The 17200-nt window shown below is 71.4% G+C and carries 17 protein-coding genes and 1 tRNA gene; 11 read left to right on the forward strand and 7 right to left on the reverse strand.

Annotation, left to right across the window (positions count from 1 at the left end; all coding sequences use genetic code 11):
* Nucleotides 1-43 precede the first annotated feature (43 nt).
* Nucleotides 44-538 (forward strand): tRNA adenosine deaminase-associated protein, encoded by a 495-nt coding sequence (locus tag ASE01_RS05460; RefSeq protein ID WP_056749162.1) that lies wholly within the window; start codon nucleotides 44-46, stop codon nucleotides 536-538.
* On the forward strand, nucleotides 535-999 hold the full coding sequence (locus ASE01_RS05465) for a nucleoside deaminase (protein WP_414858528.1): 465 nt from the start codon (nucleotides 535-537) through the stop codon (nucleotides 997-999). Before ASE01_RS05460 ends, ASE01_RS05465 begins: the two co-directional genes overlap by 4 nt.
* A 145-nt stretch (nucleotides 1000-1144) precedes the next feature.
* Here ASE01_RS05465 and eda read toward each other — a convergent pair whose 3' ends face one another.
* Genes eda through zwf form a run of 3 tightly spaced genes read right to left on the reverse strand, consistent with a single transcriptional unit; the run spans nucleotide 1145 to nucleotide 5107 of the window.
* The gene (eda, locus tag ASE01_RS05470; RefSeq protein ID WP_235535874.1) at nucleotides 1145-1786 is read right to left on the reverse strand and encodes a bifunctional 4-hydroxy-2-oxoglutarate aldolase/2-dehydro-3-deoxy-phosphogluconate aldolase; all 642 of its coding nucleotides are present in this window, start codon (nucleotides 1784-1786) and stop codon (nucleotides 1145-1147) included.
* A complete protein-coding gene (gene edd / locus ASE01_RS05475) occupies nucleotides 1773-3635 on the reverse strand; it encodes a phosphogluconate dehydratase (protein WP_056749164.1) in 1863 nt (620 codons plus the stop codon). The genes eda and edd overlap by 14 nt, the downstream gene beginning before the upstream one ends.
* The gene (zwf, locus tag ASE01_RS05480; RefSeq protein WP_056749165.1) at nucleotides 3635-5107 is read right to left on the reverse strand and encodes a glucose-6-phosphate dehydrogenase; all 1473 of its coding nucleotides are present in this window, start codon (nucleotides 5105-5107) and stop codon (nucleotides 3635-3637) included. Before zwf ends, edd begins: the two co-directional genes overlap by 1 nt.
* Nucleotides 5108-5197: 90 nt before the next feature.
* On the opposite strand from zwf, the gene ASE01_RS05485 reads away from it, so the two are divergent.
* From ASE01_RS05485 to pyk, 4 genes are read left to right on the forward strand one after another with little or no spacing between them, the layout of a single operon-like run.
* Complete coding sequence (locus ASE01_RS05485) at nucleotides 5198-6388, forward strand: ROK family protein (protein WP_056749166.1); 1191 nt, start codon at nucleotides 5198-5200, stop codon at nucleotides 6386-6388.
* Between the two features lie 29 nt (nucleotides 6389-6417).
* A complete protein-coding gene (locus ASE01_RS05490; protein ID WP_056749167.1) occupies nucleotides 6418-7413 on the forward strand; it encodes an aldo/keto reductase in 996 nt (331 codons plus the stop codon).
* Entirely contained in the window at nucleotides 7410-8384 is a 975-nt protein-coding gene (locus ASE01_RS05495) for an aldose epimerase family protein (protein WP_056749168.1), read from the forward strand. Before ASE01_RS05490 ends, ASE01_RS05495 begins: the two co-directional genes overlap by 4 nt.
* A gap of 51 nt (nucleotides 8385-8435) precedes the next feature.
* Complete coding sequence (pyk, locus tag ASE01_RS05500; RefSeq protein WP_056749169.1) at nucleotides 8436-9920, forward strand: pyruvate kinase; 1485 nt, start codon at nucleotides 8436-8438, stop codon at nucleotides 9918-9920.
* A 248-nt stretch (nucleotides 9921-10168) separates the two neighbouring features.
* On the opposite strand, the gene ASE01_RS05505 is transcribed toward pyk, so the two are convergent.
* From ASE01_RS05505 to ASE01_RS05515, 3 genes are all read right to left on the reverse strand, one after another.
* Complete coding sequence (locus tag ASE01_RS05505) at nucleotides 10169-10561, reverse strand: DUF779 domain-containing protein (RefSeq protein ID WP_056749170.1); 393 nt, start codon at nucleotides 10559-10561, stop codon at nucleotides 10169-10171.
* Between the two features lie 63 nt (nucleotides 10562-10624).
* Nucleotides 10625-12148: an aldehyde dehydrogenase family protein gene (locus ASE01_RS05510; RefSeq protein WP_056749171.1), complete on the reverse strand. Its 1524-nt coding sequence runs from the start codon at nucleotides 12146-12148 to the stop codon at nucleotides 10625-10627.
* A 179-nt stretch (nucleotides 12149-12327) separates the two neighbouring features.
* The gene (locus ASE01_RS05515) at nucleotides 12328-13530 is read right to left on the reverse strand and encodes a GAF domain-containing protein (protein ID WP_056749172.1); all 1203 of its coding nucleotides are present in this window, start codon (nucleotides 13528-13530) and stop codon (nucleotides 12328-12330) included.
* Between the two features lie 198 nt (nucleotides 13531-13728).
* Here ASE01_RS05515 and ASE01_RS05520 point away from each other — a divergent pair, with 198 nt between their 5' ends.
* The 5 genes from ASE01_RS05520 (at nucleotide 13729) to ASE01_RS05540 (ending at nucleotide 16402) form a co-directional block, all read left to right on the forward strand.
* Nucleotides 13729-14385, forward strand: coding sequence for a hypothetical protein (locus ASE01_RS05520; RefSeq protein WP_157537113.1), 657 nt, complete (start codon nucleotides 13729-13731; stop codon nucleotides 14383-14385).
* A 71-nt stretch (nucleotides 14386-14456) separates the two neighbouring features.
* Nucleotides 14457-14693, forward strand: coding sequence for a hypothetical protein (locus tag ASE01_RS05525; RefSeq protein ID WP_056749174.1), 237 nt, complete (start codon nucleotides 14457-14459; stop codon nucleotides 14691-14693).
* A gap of 80 nt (nucleotides 14694-14773) precedes the next feature.
* Nucleotides 14774-14863 (forward strand) — tRNA-Ser (locus ASE01_RS05530).
* Nucleotides 14864-15035: 172 nt separating this feature from the next.
* Entirely contained in the window at nucleotides 15036-15467 is a 432-nt protein-coding gene (locus ASE01_RS05535; protein WP_056749175.1) for a hypothetical protein, read from the forward strand.
* 50 nt (nucleotides 15468-15517) lie between these two features.
* Entirely contained in the window at nucleotides 15518-16402 is an 885-nt protein-coding gene (locus ASE01_RS05540) for an alpha/beta hydrolase (RefSeq protein ID WP_056749176.1), read from the forward strand.
* 171 nt (nucleotides 16403-16573) lie between these two features.
* Here ASE01_RS05540 and ASE01_RS05545 read toward each other — a convergent pair whose 3' ends face one another.
* Nucleotides 16574-17155 (reverse strand): TetR/AcrR family transcriptional regulator, encoded by a 582-nt coding sequence (locus tag ASE01_RS05545; protein WP_056749177.1) that lies wholly within the window; start codon nucleotides 17153-17155, stop codon nucleotides 16574-16576.
* Nucleotides 17156-17200: the final 45 nt, after the last annotated feature.

Below are 17200 nucleotides of genomic sequence, written 5' to 3' on the forward strand. Positions count from 1 at the left end.
TTATGCGCTGGCCCCACGGGGCAAGGCGTGTCACGCTTGCTGCATGTCCGCGGTCAGCCCTGCCATCGAATCAGTCGACTTCGCTCTGGCCGCCTACCGCGAGGAGGGCGTCTGGCAGGTCGCGGAGCTCACCCCCGACCACGCGGTGGACGTCGAGACGCTCGCCACGGCGCTGCGCCGTTTCCCCGGCGACGGCGGCGCGGTCGGCCTGGTCGCGGTGGAGGAGGACTTCTTCGTCGTGGTCCGGGTCTCGGGCCAGCAGACCAGGGTGATGCTGTCCGACGTGAGCGCGGCGACCGAGTGGGAGATCGCGGCCTCGGTCGTGGAGCACCTCGGTCTGCCCGGCGTGGAGGACGAGGACGACGCCGAGCCCGGCGGCGACCTGGAGCTGCTCAGCGACCTCGGCGTCGACGCGATGTCCCTCGCCGAGATCATGGACGACGACGAGTTGTACCCCGACGAGATGCTGTCCGAGGTCGCGCGCGGACTGGGCTTCGGCGAGCTCTTCGACGACGTCGTCGGTCTCACCTCGGCGTGAGCGGAGCGACCGACTGGCTCGGCCCGATGCGGGCCGCGCTGGACGAGGCGCGCGCTGCGTTGGGGACGGGCGACGTACCGATCGGCGCGGTGGTCCTCGATCCCGACGGCACCGTCATCGGTACGGGCCGCAACGTCCGCGAGCGTGACGGAGATCCGACAGGACATGCGGAGGTCGTCGCGCTGCGCGCCGCGGCCACGGCCCGCGGTGAGTGGCGCCTGGCCGGCTGCACCCTCGTCGTCACCCTCGAGCCGTGCACCATGTGCGCCGGCGCCGCGGTGCTGTCGCGCGTCGAGCGGGTCGTCTTCGGCGCCTGGGACGAGAAGGCCGGTGCCGTCGGCTCGCTGTGGGACGTCGTCCGTGACCGTCGCCTCAACCACCGTCCCGAGGTCGTCGCCGGGATCCTGGCCGAGGAGTCCGCCGCCCTCCTCGACTCCTTCTTCACCTCCCAGCGGGGATAGTCCCGGGTCAAAAGCACCCGCTCACCGGCGTGTCGCGGTGCTTTTGACCCGGGACTACCGCGCGCGGGGCCGATGAGTTGGGGCACCACTGGTGGAGCTGCTGGCCCTGCTCGGCCGTCGCGGCTGACGGCTGCCTGCTGAGGGATCAGCGCAGCGCGGCGGCCTCCGCCGCCAGCTTGGTGACCCGCTCCCAGTCGCCGGCCGCGAGGGCATCGGCGGGCGTGAGCCACGAGCCGCCGACGCAGCCCACGTTGGGCAGGGCGAGGTAGCCGGGGGCGGACTGCGGCGTGATCCCGCCGGTCGGGCAGAAGCGGGCCTGGGGGAGCGGGCCGGCCACGGACCTGAGGTACGGCGCCCCGCCGGCCGCCTCCGCCGGGAAGAACTTCATCTCGGTCAACCCCGCCTCGAGCACCGCGAGCACCTCCGAGACCGTCGAGGTGCCGGCCAGGAAGGGCACACCCGTCCCGGCCATCGCGGCGAGCAGGCTCGGGGTGGCGCCCGGGGAGACGAGGAACCGGGCACCTGCCTCGACGGCTGCCTCGGCCTGCGCCGGGGTGGTGATGGTGCCGGCGCCGAGCAGGATCTCCGGGACCTCCTCCGCGATGGCCCGCAACGCGTCGAGGGCGACCGGGGTGCGCAGCGTCAGCTCGATGGCGGGCAGGCCGCCGTCGACCAGTGCCCGGGCGACCGGGACGGCGGTGGTGAGGTCGTCGATGACGACGACGGGCATGACCGGGACCGCGTCGAGGACGCTGTCGAACCGGGACGGGGACTCAGGTGTGGACAAGGGAGGTCTCCGCGTCGGTCGGGGTGAGTACGGGGAAGATCGAGGCGCCCTCGTCGGCAGGACCGACGGTGGCGCGGAAGGCCGCGAAGAGCTCGCGTCCGGTGCCGGCGAAGTCCTGGCCCGAGGGGGCTGCGCCCGTCGGCGTACGGTGCGCCAGGTCGGCCTCGATCTCGAGTGTCCCGGCATCGGCGTCGAGGGTGATCAGGTCGCCGTCGCGGACGCGGGAGAGCGGTCCGCCGAGGGCGGCCTCCGGCGTGACGTGGATGGCGGCTGGGACCTTGCCGGAGGCACCGGACATCCGCCCGTCGGTGACGATCGCGACCTTCTGGCCGCGGTCCTGCAGGACGCCCAGTGCAGGGGTGAGCTTGTGGAGCTCGGGCATGCCGTTGGCCGCCGGGCCCTGGTAGCGGATGACCGCGACCAGGTCGATGCCGTCGAGCTCGCCGGCTGCGAAGGCGGCCAGGAAGTCGTGCTGGTCGTCGAAGACCCGGGCCGGTGCGGAGACGGTGCGGTGCTCCACGGCGACGGCCGAGGTCTTCACGACGCCGATGCCGAGCAGGCCCCGGACGACCTTGAGGCCGCCGTCGGTGGAGAACGGATCGGTCGCCGGCCGGAGCACGTCGAGGTCCAGGCTGCTCGGCGTGCCGGGACGCCAGGTCACGGCACCGTCCACCAGCACGGGCTCCTCGGTGTAGCGGCGCAGGCCGTGCCCGAGGATCGTCTCGACGTCCTCGTGCAGCAGCCCGGAGTCCAGGAGCGTGCGGATCAGGAACCCGATGCCACCGGCGGCGTGGAAATGGTTCACGTCGGCCGCGCCGTTGGGGTAGATCCGGGCGATCAGCGGGACGACGGCGGAGAGCTCCGCGAGGTCGTCCCAGGTGAGCAGGATGCCCGCGGCACGGGCGATCGCGACGAGGTGGAGGGTGTGGTTGGTGGAGCCGCCGCTGGCGAGCAGCGCCACGCACGCGTTGAGGATCGCCTTCTCGTCGACCATCTCGCCGAGGCCCGGCGCGTCGTCGTACTGCGTCGTGCGGCGTACGGCGACAGCAGCTGCCTCGCGGGTGAGGGCGTCGCGCAGCGGCGTCCCGGGGTTGACGAAGGACGAGCCCGGGAGGTGGAGGCCGAGCACCTCCATCAGCAGCTGGTTGGAGTTGGCGGTGCCGTAGAAGGTGCACGTGCCGCGCGAGTGGTACGACGCCGACTCGGCCTCGAGCAGCTCCTCGCGACCGACCTTGCCCTCGGCGAACAGCTGCCGGACCCGGGCCTTCTCCTTGTTCGGCAGGCCGGACTCCATCGGGCCGGCGGGCACCCAGACCGACGGCAGGTGACCGAAGGACAGGGCGCCGATCAGCAGGCCGGGCACGATCTTGTCGCAGACACCCAGCAGCAGGGCGCCGTCGAACATGTCGTGGGAGAGCGCGATTGCCGTCGACATCGCGATCACGTCGCGGCTGTAGAGCGAGAGCTGCATGCCGTCGCGGCCCTGCGTGACGCCGTCGCACATCGCGGGCACGCCGCCCGCGACCTGGGCGAGTCCGCCCGTGCGGATGACCGTGTCCTTGAGGACGGGCGGGTAGTCGACGTACGGCTGGTGCGCGGAGAGCATGTCGTTGTAGCTCGTCACGATCGCGATGTTGGGCTTCTGGCCGCGCGCGAGCTCGGCCTTCTCGCTGCCCTCGGAGGCGGCGAAGCCGTGCGCGAGGTTGGCGCACGCCAGGCGGCCGCGGGCGGGTCCACGCACCGCGGCCGCCCGGGTGCGCGTGAGGTACGCCGTGCGGGTGGCGGCGCTGCGCTCGGTGAGTCGACGGGTGACGTCGGCCAGCACCGGATGGAGTGGAGTGGTGGTCATCAGGCGTTCTCCTGCCAGGTGCGGCGATCCCTGGCCAGCAGCCTCGTCGCTGCGGCGGGCCCGTGGGTGCCGGGGTGGTAACGGACCGGTTCCATGCCGGTGTCGCGCCACCGCTCGAGGATGGGCTCGACCCAGGTCCAGGCGGCCTCGACCTCGTCGCGGCGCATGAACAGCGTCGGGATGCCGCGCATGACGTCCATCAGCAGGCGCTCGTAGGGGTCGGGGCTGCGCTCGTCGAACGCGTCGGCATAGCTGAGGTCGAGCGAGGCGGGGTGCAGCCGGATGCCACCGGGGCCGGGGTGCTTGGCGGTCAGGTGCAGCTGCATGCCCTCGTCGGGCTGCATCCGCACGGTCAGCCGGTTGGGGGTGGTGATGCCCTCGCTGTGCGGGAACATCGCGTGGGGCGGCTCCTTGAAGACGATCTCGATCGTCGACTCCTGGCGGGCCATCCGCTTGCCGGTGCGCAGGTAGAACGGCACGCCCGCCCACCGCCAGTTCTGCACCTCGGCGCGGAGCGCGACGTAGGTCTCGGTCGTGCTCGGGTGCCCGACCTCCTCGCCGTACGTCGTGTACTGGCCGCGCACGGTGTTGCGGTCGACGTCGACGCCGGTGAGCGGGGTCAGTGCGCGCAGGACCTTGAGCTTCTCGTCGCGGACGGGGTCACCGCCGACATAGGTCGGCGGTTCCATCGCGACGAGGCAGAGCATCTGGAGCAGGTGGTTCTGGATCATGTCGCGCATCGCGCCGGCCCGGTCGTAGTACTCCCCACGGCCGGCGACGCCGAGGGTCTCGGAGACGGTGATCTGGACGTGGTCGACCCAGCGGGAGTTCCAGATCGGCTCGAGGAAGATGTTCGCGAAGCGGGTGACGAGGAGGTTCTGCACGCTCTCCTTGCCGAGGTAGTGGTCGATCCGGAAGATCTGGCCCTCCTCGAACACCTGCCCGACCGCGTCGTTGACGACCCGCGAGGACGCGAGGTCGGACCCGATGGGCTTCTCGAGGACCACCCGGCTGTCGGCCGTGACGAGGCCGAGCTCGTCGAGACGGTCGCAGATCGGTCCGAACAGGTCGGAGGCGACGGCGAGGTAGAAGATCCGGGTGGCGTCCTCGCCGCTCTCGCGGGTCTCGCCCCGTTGCTCCTTGAGCAACCCGTGCAGCAGGTCCCAGTCCTCGGGGGAGTGTGCGTCGAGCGAGACGTGGTGCAGGCGGCTGGTGAGCCGGTGGACCGCACCCGCCTCGAGGTGGTCCTCGGGGACGTGGTCGAAGAGCGCCTCGGTGACCAGGTGGCGGTAGCCCGCGTCGTCGAGGTCGTGCCGGGAGACGCCGATGATCCGGGTGTCCTGGTGCAGCTGACGCTGCCGCTCGCGCTGGTAGAGCCCGGGCAGGAGCTTGCGGAGGGCCAGGTCACCGGTGCCGCCGAAGACGGTGAAGTCACAGGCCGGGAGGGCGAGGTCGGGCGGAGATGCGGTCACGTTCCCCGAGGATAGTGCGGAATGATGCTCACCGGAAGCACTACTTAGGTCTTTTTGAGATCGAAGTCGAAGGAGTTATGATCCCCGACCATGGCCGAGGTGCGTGTTCCGCCCGTGGTGCGGGAGTCCGCCACCGCCGGTGACCTGCTCGCGCTGCTCCGGTCCGGCCGGGCCGCGACCCGCTCCGACCTGCGCGCCGTCACGGGTCTTTCCCGCACCGCCGTGGTCGCCCGGGTCAATGCCCTTGCCGAGTCCGGACTGGTCCTGCTCGGGGCCGAGCTCGCGTCCACGGGTGGCCGACCGGCGGGCAGCCTGGTCGTCAACCACCTGGCCGGGATCGTGCTCACGGCGGCCATCGGACGATCGCGGTCGCAGGTCGCGATCTACGACCTCGGCGGCACGGAGCTGTCGGCGTCGGCGGTCGACCACGAGATCGGCGCCGGACCCGACGACGTCATGCCCGGCGTCGCCGAGCACCTGCGCACGTTGCTGACCCCCGACCTGCCGCCGGTGTTGGGCATCGGCGTCTCGTTGCCGGGCGTCGTGGACCCCGAGCGGGGCGTCAGTGTCGACACGCCGGTGATGGCCGGCTGGGACGGCGTGCCCCTCGCGCCGTACCTCGACGGGATCGCTGCGGCCCCCCTCTTCCTCGCCAACGACGCCGACGCCATGGCCCGCTCGGAGTTCCTCGGTCACGCGTCCTCGGTGCGCGACGTCCTCGTGGTCAAGGCCTCCACCGGCATCGGCCTGGGCGTCATCGCCGACGGCCGGATCATCAGCGGCTCCCGGGGTGGCGCCGGGGACCTGGGGCACACCAAGGTCCCGGAGGCGGTCGGTCGCCCCTGCCGCTGCGGCGACGTCGGTTGCCTCGAGACGCTCGCCGCCGGATGGGCCCTGGTCGCGCGGCTGCGTGAGGAGGGGCGCACCGTCGAGCACATCCGCGACCTCGTCGCGCAGGCACTCGTCGGCGACGCCGAGGCCAAGCAGCTGTTGCGCGAGAGCGGACGTCAGGTCGGCGAGCTGCTCGCCGTCGCGATCAACCTGCTCAACCCCCAGGCCGTCGTCCTGGGCGGGGACATGGCCGCTGCCTACGACGTGTACGCCGCCGGCGTACGCGAGGCCGTCTATGCGCGCGCATCCGCGCTGGCCACCCGCGAGCTGCAGTTCCTGCCCGCGACGTACGGCGACCGCGCCGGTCTGGTCGGTTGCGCGACCCACGCGCTCGACCAGGTCCTCAGCCCCGCCGCGATCGACGCGCGCCTGGCGCGCTCGCGCACCTGACAACCACCCGCATCCCCGGAAGGACCCCCATGGAACAGCGCAGCTTCGGCACCACCGGTCGTGACGTCTCCGTCGTCGGACTCGGCACCTGGCAGCTCGGCGCCGACTGGGGGGCGGTCAGTGAGTCGGACGCGCGCGCCGTCCTCGAGGCCTCGGCGGAAGGCGGTGTGACCTTCTACGACACCGCCGACGTCTACGGCGACGGCCGCAGCGAGCAGATCGTCGGCGGCTTCCTCGCCGCCCATCCCGACGCGGGGTTCACGGTCGCGACCAAGATGGGTCGCCGACTGGACCAGGTCGCCGCCAACTACTCGCCCGCCAACTTCCGCAGCTGGCTGGACCGCTCCCGCAGCAACCTCGGCGTCGACCGGATCGACCTGGTCCAGCTCCACTGTCCGCCCTCGGACGTGATCGACGCGGACGCTACCTACGACGCGCTCGACGGGCTCGTTGCCGACGGCGTCATCGCTGCGTACGGCGTCAGCGTCGAGACCTGCGCACAGGCGCTGTCGGCGATCAGCCGACCGGGCGTGCAGTCCGTGCAGATCATCCTCAACGGCTTCCGGCTCAAGCCGCTGGACGACGTGCTCCCCGCGGCAGCGGCCGCCGACGTCGCCATCATCGCGCGCGTCCCGCTGGCGTCGGGCCTGCTCTCCGGGAGGTACGACGAGTCGACCGTCTTCGCGGCCGACGACCACCGCAACTACAACCGCGACGGCAGCGCCTTCGACGTCGGCGAGACCTTCTCGGGTGTGGACTACGGCACCGGCGTCGCCGCCGCTGCGGAGTTCACCGCGCTGGTGCGCGACACCCTCGGCGGCTCGGTCCCGCCCGCCGCGGCAGCGATCGCGTGGTGCTGGCAGCAGTCCGGCGTCACGACGGTCATCCCCGGTGCCCGCAACGTCGACCAGGCCACCGCGAACGCCGCGGCCGGGGTCCTCGCGCCGCTCCCCGAGGAGTTCCTCGACGGAGTGCGCGCGATCTACGACCGCAGCCTGCGGGACGCGATCCACCCACGCTGGTGACCGATCCCGGAGCGATCGTCCTCGGCGGTGCGCCGGGGCCGGAGCTGCACCTGCTCGAGGTGGGGGCGACGGTCCAGCGCCTCGTCGTGACCGGTGGCGACGGCGTGCGGCGGGACGTCGCGCTCGGTCTGGCCGACGGTGCCGCCGTCCGGGCGTCGCGCCTGTACGTCGGCAGCGTCGTCGGGCGCTACGCCAACCGGATCGCGCGCGGCCGCTTCGAGCTCGACGGGATCGAGCACGAGCTGCCGCTCAACGACCGCGGCCACCACCTCCACGGTGGTCCCGAGGGGTTCCACACGCGTGCCTGGACCCTGGTCGAGCGCACCGCGACGTCGGCGACCTTCGAGCTGGTCAGCCCGGCGGGGGACGCGGGCTACCCGGGGGAGGTGACCGCGCGAGCGTCGTACGACGTCGCGGAGCACTGCGTCGTCCTCGAGCTCACCGCGACCACGACCGCTCCGACGCTCGTCAACCTGACCAGCCACGTCTACCTCAACCTGCACGGCGCCGGCCCGGTCGACGACCACGTCGTGCAGGTGCCCGCCGGCTCCTACCTTCCGGTCGACGAGGTGGCGATCCCGACCGGCGACCTCGCGTCCGTCGAGGGCACTCGCTTCGACCTCCGTACGCCGGTCCGGGTCGGGGACATCGGCGGCCTCGACCACGACTTCGCCCCCGACGGCTCGGGGTGGCAGCGGCACGTGACGCTGGAGGCTCCGGGCACGCGGACCCGGGTCGAGATATGGAGCGACCAGCCGGGCCTGCAGGTCTTCACCGCGGACGGTTTCGACGGCTCGGAGGTCGACCGGGACGGGGTGCCGCTCGGGCGCTGTGCGGGGATCGCGCTGGAGCCGCAGCTCCACCCGGACTCGCCTCACCATCCCGGCTGGCCGAGCGCCGTACTGCGGCCGGGGGAGACCTATCGCCATCGGATCGAGTGGCGATTCAGTTCTATTGGATCGATCCAATAGAGTGTTCCGCATCACTTCGTCCGCCACGCTGCGCATCCAGGAGCCCCGCCCATGACTGGCCTGCTCAACCGTCCCGACCCGATCATCGAGCGCACGGCGCTCCCGCGCGGGCGCCGCGCGAAGGTGGTGTGCACGCTCGGGCCTGCGACCGCGTCCGAGGCCAAGATCCAGGCCCTGGTCGACGCCGGCATGGACGTCGCCCGTCTCAACATGAGCCACGGCACCCAGGACGACCATGCCGAGGTCTACCGCCGCGTCCGTGACGCCGCCGAGGCCAGCGGTCACGCGGTCGCCGTGCTGGCCGACCTGCAGGGCCCGAAGATCCGGCTGCGCCGCTTCGCCGACGGCCCCGTCGTCCTGCGCCGCGGGCAGCGGTGGACGATCACCACCCGCGACATCAGCGGCGACGGCGAGGCCTGCGCGACGTCGTACGTCGGCCTCCCGGGCGACGTGAGGACCGGCGACCCCGTGCTCATCGACGACGGCAAGGTGCGCCTGCGCGTCGTCGAGGTGAGCGAGACCGACGTGATCACCGAGGTGCTCGTCGGCGGACCGGTCAGCGACCACAAGGGCATCAACCTGCCCGGCGTGGCCGTGTCCGTGCCCGCACTGTCCGAGAAGGACGCCGCGGACCTGCGCTTCGCGCTGCACCTCGGCGTCGACGTCGTGGCGCTCAGCTTCGTGCGCGACGCCGCCGACGCGGAGGACGTGCGCGCGATCATGCGTGAGGAGGGGATCTCGGTCCCGGTCATCGCGAAGATCGAGAAGCCCCAGGCGATCGCCAACCTCGACGCCATCGTCGAGGCGTTCGACGGCGTGATGGTCGCGCGCGGCGACCTCGGCGTGGAGTGCCCGCTGGAGGAGGTGCCGTTCCTGCAGAAGCAGATCATCGTCGCCGCCCGCCGCGCCGCCCGCCCGGTCATCGTGGCCACCCAGATGCTCGAGTCGATGATCACCAACCCGGCGCCGACCCGCGCCGAGACCAGCGACGTCGCCAACGCCGTCCTCGACGGCGCGGACGCCGTGATGCTGTCCGGCGAGACCAGCGTCGGCGCCCACCCGATCACGACCGTCGAGACGATGGCGCGGATCATCGCCTCGACCGAGCACAACGCCCTCGTCGACGACACCTTCGGCCGTTTCGGCCGCATCACCTGGGACCCGCACACCCGCGGTGGCGTGATCACCAAGGCCGCCGAGGAGGTCGCCGCCCGGGTCGGCGCGAAGTACGTCGTCGCCTTCACCCAGTCCGGCGACTCGGCCCGCCGGGTCGCGCGCCTGCGCAGCCGGATCCCCACCCTCGCCTTCACCCCCGACCCGCAGGTCCGCTCCCAGCTCGCGCTGAGCTGGGGCGTCGAGGCCTACACGACCGCACCCCCCGTCGACACCGACGACATGGTCACCCAGGTCGACCACGAGCTGCTCCGCAGCGGCCGGGTGCTCGAGGGCGACCTCGTGGTGATCGTCGCCGGCAGCCCGCCCGGAGTGCCCGGCTCGACCAATGCGTTGTGGATCCACGAGATCGGCCAGCGGTAGGTGGTTGCGTGAGCGCGCTGCAACACGCTGTCCACCTGACCACCTGACGGTTCCCGTACGAAATCAGGCGCTGGGACGGCGTGTGACAGACGGCAACGGTCGGGTGGTGCCGCGAACAGCGTGTTACATCGCTGCTGCGCCGCTGCCCGCCGCGCCCGAATCGTGCCGGACCGAGGTCCGCCGTACGGAGGACCGTCGTACCGCCCACGACGTCACGTCCCGTACGAGCATCGCCAGCTCCCGGGCGATCATCCGGTGGTCACCGGCGCGACGGCCGCGGCCTCGTCGTCGGTGAACAGGCGCGAGCGGATCAGGAACCGTACGCCGTGCGGCGCCTCGAGCGAGAAGCCCGCACCGCGGCCCTTCACCACGTCGATGGTGAGGTGGGTGTGCGACCAGTACTCGAACTGCGCCTTCGACATCCACACGGGTACGTCGCGCTCGAGCCCGACGTCGAGGTCACCCAGGTGGACGTCGGCGCCACCGAGCAGGAACTCGCCGTCCGGGTAGCACATCGGCGCGGACCCGTCGCAGCACCCGCCGGACTGGTGGAACATGACCGGGCCGTGTGCCTCGGTGAGGCCGCGGATCAGTTCCGCGGCCTCACCGGTCACCTCGACCCGGGCCGGTACGTCGTTCATCGCATCTCCTGGATCGTTGCTCGCCATTCGACGTACTGGCGCTCGATGCGCCCCTTCCACGGCTCAGAAGAACCCGAGTGCGTCGGGGCTGTAGGAGACCAGCAGGTTCTTGGTCTGCTGGTAGTGGTCGAGCATCATCTTGTGGTTCTCGCGGCCGATGCCCGACTGCTTGTAGCCGCCGAACGCGGCGTGCGCGGGGTAGGCGTGATAGTTGTTCGTCCACACCCGTCCGGCCTGGATCTCCTTGCCGGCGCGGAAGGCCTGCGACCCGTCGCGCGACCACACACCGGCGCCCAGGCCGTAGAGCGTGTCGTTGGCGATCTTGAGGGCGTCGGCCTCGTCGTCGAAGGCGGTCAGCGAGACGACGGGTCCGAAGATCTCCTCCTGGAAGATCCGCATCGAGTTGTCGCCCTCGAAGACGGTCGGCTGCACGTAGTACCCGCCTGCGAGGTCGCCCTCGAGGATCGCGCGCTCGCCACCGGTGAGTACCTTGGCGCCCTCGGCCTTGCCGATCTCGATGTAGGACAGGATCTTCTCGAGCTGGTCGTTGGAGGCCTGAGCGCCGATCATCGTGGTGTCGTCGAGCGGGTTGCCCTGCTTGATCGCCTCCACCCGTGCAACGGCGTCGTGCACGAACTCGGAGTAGATGCTGCGCTGCACGAGGGCACGCGACGGGCAGGTGCAGACCTCGCCCTGGTTGAGGGCGAACATCGCGAAGCCCTCGAGGGACTTGTCGTAGAACGCGTCGCGCTCGTTGGCGACGGACTCGAAGAAGATGTTCGGGCTCTTGCCGCCGAGTTCCAGGGTGACCGGGATGATGTTCTGGCTGGCGTACTGCATGATCAGGCGGCCGGTGGTGGTCTCACCGGTGAAGGCGACCTTCGCGATCCGTGAGGACGAGGCGAGGGGCTTGCCCGCCTCCACTCCGAAGCCGTTGACGATGTTGAGTACGCCGGCGGGGAGCAGGTCGCCGATCAGCTCGATGAGCTTGAGGATCGACCACGGGGTCTGCTCGGCGGGTTTGAGCACGACCGCGTTGCCAGCGGCCAGGGCCGGAGCGAGCTTCCACACGGCCATCAGGATCGGGAAGTTCCACGGGATGATCTGCGCGACGACACCCAGCGGCTCGTGGAAGTGGTAGGCGATGGTGTTCTCGTCGATCTCGCCGATCGAGCCCTCCTGGGCACGCAGCGCGCCGGCGAAGTAGCGGAAGTGGTCGATGGCGAGGGGGATGTCGGCGGCCAGGGTCTCGCGGACCGGCTTGCCGTTCTCCCACGTCTCGGCCACGGCGATCGCGGTGAGGTTCGCCTCCATCACGTCGGCGATCTTGAGCAGGATGTTGGACCGCTCCGTCGTGGAGGTCTTGCCCCACGACGGAGCGGCAGCGTGGGCGGCGTCGAGGGCAGCCTCGACGTCCTCCTCGGTGCCGCGGGCGATCTCGGTGAACGGCTTGCCGTTGATCGGCGAGATGTTCTCGAAGTAGTCGCCCTTGACCGGTGCGACCCACTGGCCTCCGATGTAGTGGCCGTAGCGGCTGTCGACGGTGACGAGGGAGTCGGGCTGTCCCGGTGCTGCGTAGACGGTCATGAGTGCTCCAGTGCTTGTCGTGGACGCCGCGATGTGACGGCGATCACGACGCTACGAAGCGAGACGTTGCAGGTTGGTTGCGCGAGTCCCCAGCCATGCGGTTTGGTCACAAACCGCACGTGCGCGGGCCAAAATGTTGCGGTTTGGTCCCAAACCGCAACACCTTGTGCGCTTGTGCCCTACGCCAGCTCCGCGTCGAGCCGGGCGATCTGCCCGTCCACGAGCGCCCGCATCGGCGACGACACGGGTACGACGGCCTGCTGGGCCAACCACATGTCGTAGTCGTCGCGGCCCCAGCCCGACCGGGTCCAGGCCGACATCAGCTCGGCCGCGCCGGAGCGCAGCAGCGCCTGCCGGATCGATGCGGCGAGCGATTCGCGGAGCCGGGTGACGCCGGGTGCCGTGGACCTGGGCAGCACCGGTCCGCCGTACCCCCGCATCGCCGAACGCACGTCCCCGGCTGCGAGCTGGGCCTCGACGGCGAGCCAGTCGCCGGTGACGGGGGCGGTGAGCCGGTAGGGCCGCGACGCGAGCAGCTCCTCGCCGAGCAGGCCGCGCAGGCGGTTGAGCTCGGCTCGCAGCGTGGACGTTCCGCCGTCCTCCTCGTAGAGCAGGACGGCGAGCTCGTCGCCGGTCAGCCCACCCGGGGAGGAGGCGAGCAGCGCGACGATCTCGCTGTGGCGTCGCGACAGTCGCAGTCGGCTGAGCCTGCCGCGCCCGTCGTCGATGGTGATCAGGGCTTCGTTGTGGCCGAGCAGCTCCAGCAGCAGCCGGAGACCGGTGGCCCGGTCGCCGGTCGGCTGCGGGGGTGGGGTCAGGCGGGCCAGTTCCGCCTCGGCGAGGCGCGCTGCGGCGCGGACCATCGCCATTGTCTGGGGTACGACGAGCGAGTCGCCCCCGGTGACGTCCAGGACGCCGAGGATCTGGCTGGTGCCGGGGTCGTGGATCGGCGTCGCCGCACAGCTCCACGAGCGCACCGAGGAGCGGAAGTGCTCGTCACGGGTGATGAACGCGTCGCGGCCGGTGGCGAGGGCGAGACCGGGCGCGTTGGTGCCGGCCAGGCGCTCGTCCCAGTTGCTGCCCTCGACGAAGCCGATCCTCTCCGCGCGACGAAGGTTGTCGGTGTTGCCGCACACCCAGAGCAGCGTGCCCTCGGCATCCGCGAGCGCCATGACCGCGTCGCAGTCGCGCACCTCGCGGCCGAGCACGTCGTCCAGCAGCGGGAAGACCCGCGCCAACGGGTGGGCCTCGCGCTGCCCGCGCAGGTCGGGGACGTCGAGGGCAAGAGGTGTCTCGGTCTGAGCGACGTCAACGCCAGCTGCTGCCGATCGCTCCCAGGAGGCGGCAACCTCCGCCCGCATCGATGCGGGCTCGTACGTCATGAGTCCAGTAGACAACGTCGTCCCCCGTGTGACCAGCGTCTCGTGTCCTCCGACGATGCTCGCGCAACGTTGCAACGACGTTGCATCGCCGGCGTCTCCATCGACCTTCGGTCGATCGGACAGTTTTCGGTGAACCCTCTGACAAGTCGGCGGACCACAACTACGGTTCGGGCTTTGCTCGTCTTCGAAGGGAACCCCTTGTCCACCACGCACAACCGCCGGTTCGCCGGCGCCATCAACCCCCTCAGCCTCGCGCTCCTGGTCCTCGTCGTCCTGCTGGGGACGACCGGCGGCGCCGTCGCCGGCGCCCTGATCACCGGCAAGCAGATCAAGGACGGCACCATCACGGGTGCCGACATCGCCACTGGAACGATCACCGGTGCCGACGTCAGGACGGCCGGCATCACCGGAGCCGACATCGCCGACGAGGCCCGGATGTGGGCTGCCGTGGAGAACGACGCCTACGGCTTCACCAACGCCACCACCGCCGTCGCCCGCTCCGTCACGACGGGCAAGGGCTTCCTGCAGATCAACGCGACCATCGATGCGGGAGACGACGCAGAGATCGCCGGTGTCGACGACCTGCTGTTCGCGCTCTTCGTCGACGACAAGCGGGTCGACATCGTCCACGCCCTCGACCTGACCTCCGGGTCCAGCGCCAACGGCGCCCTCACCACCGTCGTCCCGGTCGCTGCCGGCGCCCACAAGGTGGAGTTGTACGCCGTCAATGCCGCCGAGCTCGGGGACTTCGACTTCGTCCTCTACGGCGCCGAGCTCTCCATGGTGTGGACGGCCGCCGGCAGCACCAACGCAACGCTCGTGGCGCCGGGCCGGCACGCTCGCCTCGCTCGCTAACGGTAAAGGTTCACCGGTTCTGCGACGGAGAGGGGGCGCTGGCTGCCAGCGTCGACGGCAAGATCCTCGACGTGGCCGGCCGGAGCCTGAGCTACGTCGGCAGCGGCGAAGGAGAGTCGGGCGCGGTCACCGCGACCTTCCCTGCCCCGAAGGGCACCCACAAGGTCGAGGTCGTCGTTGCCGAGGCCGGCGGCGGGTCGTTCCTGTACGGCGGCGAGATCACCGCGATCTACACGGCCACCGGTGTCACCAGCGGCCTGGCCTACGAGCCGCTCGTGCGCCCGGTCCACCCGCGCAACAACGGCTGATCACAGGCGTCCGGCGAGCGTCACCACCGGGGCCTGCGCCGGATTTCGGCGGCTCGCGCCGCTCCGGTAAGGTTCCCGGCGGTGGCGTGTCCGAGCGGCCTAAGGAGAACGCCTCGAAAGCGTTTGTGGGCGCAAGTCCACCGAGGGTTCAAATCCCTCCGCCACCGCCAGCTGAACGTGAGAGCCCCCGCCGAGCGCAAGCCCGGCGGGGGCTTCCGCGTTCTCACCGCCCGAGCTGAGTAGCGGTGCTCTCGGCCGCGCCCCCGTCGGCTGACAGCCTCGAGGTTCCCGGCCAGCAGGCCCCCTTGCCGCTGGCCGTACTCACGGATGGGACTGATTCACATGGTGCGCAATGCTCTTCGGGTTGCCAAGCGGTCGTCGACGAAGGGTGCGGGTGCCCTGCTCGTGCTGGGCATCGCGCTCGCCGCCACGGGTTGTGGAAGCGAGGAGGAGCCTGCTCGCGACGAGGTCTCAGCCGACTCCGATCCGCTGGCCAAGGACTGTGCGCTGCTCGTCGGTGAGGACGGTCTGGTCGATCAGGCGCTCGCACACGCCGACGGCACGGACGCCATCGCCGTTGCCGAGCGTGAGGCCACCCAGCAGGGCCTGTTCCAGGTCGTCTCCGAGGGTGCACCGGAGCTCTCCGACCCGGCGGGCCAGCTGGTCGACTTCCTCGACGACGTCACGACCTACGTCAGCAGCGAGGACCTGATGGCCGAGGTGCGGGACGCGGCCGACGAGATCGACCGGACCTGCGGCGTTCCCCAGGGCTGACAACCTCGGCCGCCCCTCGCGCGTCCCACCGGGGACGAGAGGATCGCTGCATGAAGAAGATGTCCCGGCGCGCGCTGCTGTGGGCGGGCGGAGGTACGGCGGCCGCGGGCGGCGCAGTCGCCACAGGCATCCAGCTCGAGGTGTTGCCGGGCCGGTCGTCCGCCTACCACCACCTCGGGCTCGACGGCGGCGAGGCCGAGGCGCCCGACGTGGAGCCCGCCACCGTCGAGTGGCGGGCCTTCCGGTCCCAGGCGCGGGGCCGGCGGGTGGGCTGGGCGCTCGCCCGACCCGCCGGCGCCCCCGCGGGCCTGCCCGTCGTGGTCGTCCTGCACGGTCGGGGCCAGGACCACACGGCCGCCTTCCGACGTACCCGTCTCGCACTCGACCGCTTCCTCGCCGATGCCGTGGCGCGCGGGGTGCCGCCGTTCGCGATCGCGAGCGTCGACGGCGACGAGTCGTACTGGCACGACCGCTCCGACGGTGACCGGGCCGCGACGATGGTCGTGGACGAGCTCCTGCCGCGCCTGGAGGAGAGCGGGCTCGACACCAGTCGGGTCGCGTTCACGGGCTGGTCGATGGGCGGCTTCGGTGCCCTCCACCTCGCCTCGCGGCTCGGCCCGGACCGGGTCGCCGCGGTGGCGGCGATGTCACCCGCGCTGTGGCACCGGTACGCCGACACCGCGCCCGGCGCCTACGACGACGCCTCCGACTTCGAGCAGGTCACCGTCCTGGGCCGACAGGACGAGCTCGACGGGATCGCGGTGCGGGTCGACTGCGGCAAGGGCGACCCGTTCTTCGCGACGTGCCGCGACTACGTCGAGGGATTCGCACGTCGCCCGGCCGGGCGTCTCGAGCTCGGCGACCACGACAGCGGCTACTGGCGCCGGATCGCGCCGGGCGTGCTGAGGTTCCTCGGCGAGGCGCTCGCGAGCTGAGATCGGCTCGCCGAGCGGTGATGCAACACGCTGTTCGCCCGACCACCCGCCGGTTGGCGTATCCACCACGCCGTTGCAGCACGGGTCTGGCGACGGCAGGTGTCAGGTAGTCGGGTGGACAGCGTGTTGCAGCGGACCAGCCCGGCGCGGAGACCACCCAGCCGCCGACGTTCACCCCTGCGCGAGCGACCGCAACGCCTGCTTCCACGCATCCACGACCAGGTCGGTGCCGGCACGTCGTTGCAGGAGGCCCGCCAGGTGGGCGCCGGTCAGCAGGTCGATCGTGAATTGGACGAGCAGCGGCGCGCGGGGGTTGTCCTCGCCGACCAGGGCGGTCACACCGCGGTGCACCGTGAGGAAGATCCGGTCCTGGAGCGGCAACAGGGCCTGACGCAGGTCGTCGTCGGTGCGGGCGGCGACCCAGAGCTCGAGGGTCACGGCGTAGGCCGGCCCCTGCAGCTCCAGCCAGATGCGGTCGACCAGGTCGTCCCACGGCACGGCGGCGTCCGTCGTGCTCGCGGTCAGCAGGCCGAGGCGTCGCTCGACGACGTCCTCGACCACGCCGGCCATCAGCGAGCTGCGGGTGGGGAAGTGGTGCAGCAACGTCCCGCGGGCCACCCCGGCCCGTTGCTGGACCGCGCCCACCGTGGTCGCGGAGTAGCCGCCGTCGAGCAGGCAGGCGAACGCGGCCTCGAGCAGCAGGGCGCGGGTCGTCGAGGACCGTTCCTGCTGCGTACGTCGGGGCCCGGGCATGGCGTCACCCTAGGGCCCGGCCGGGCGCCGATCGCTTGCGCGGCC

It is taken from the genome of Nocardioides sp. Root190, from assembly GCF_001428565.1.
Classification (GTDB): Bacteria; Actinomycetota; Actinomycetes; order Propionibacteriales; family Nocardioidaceae; genus Nocardioides.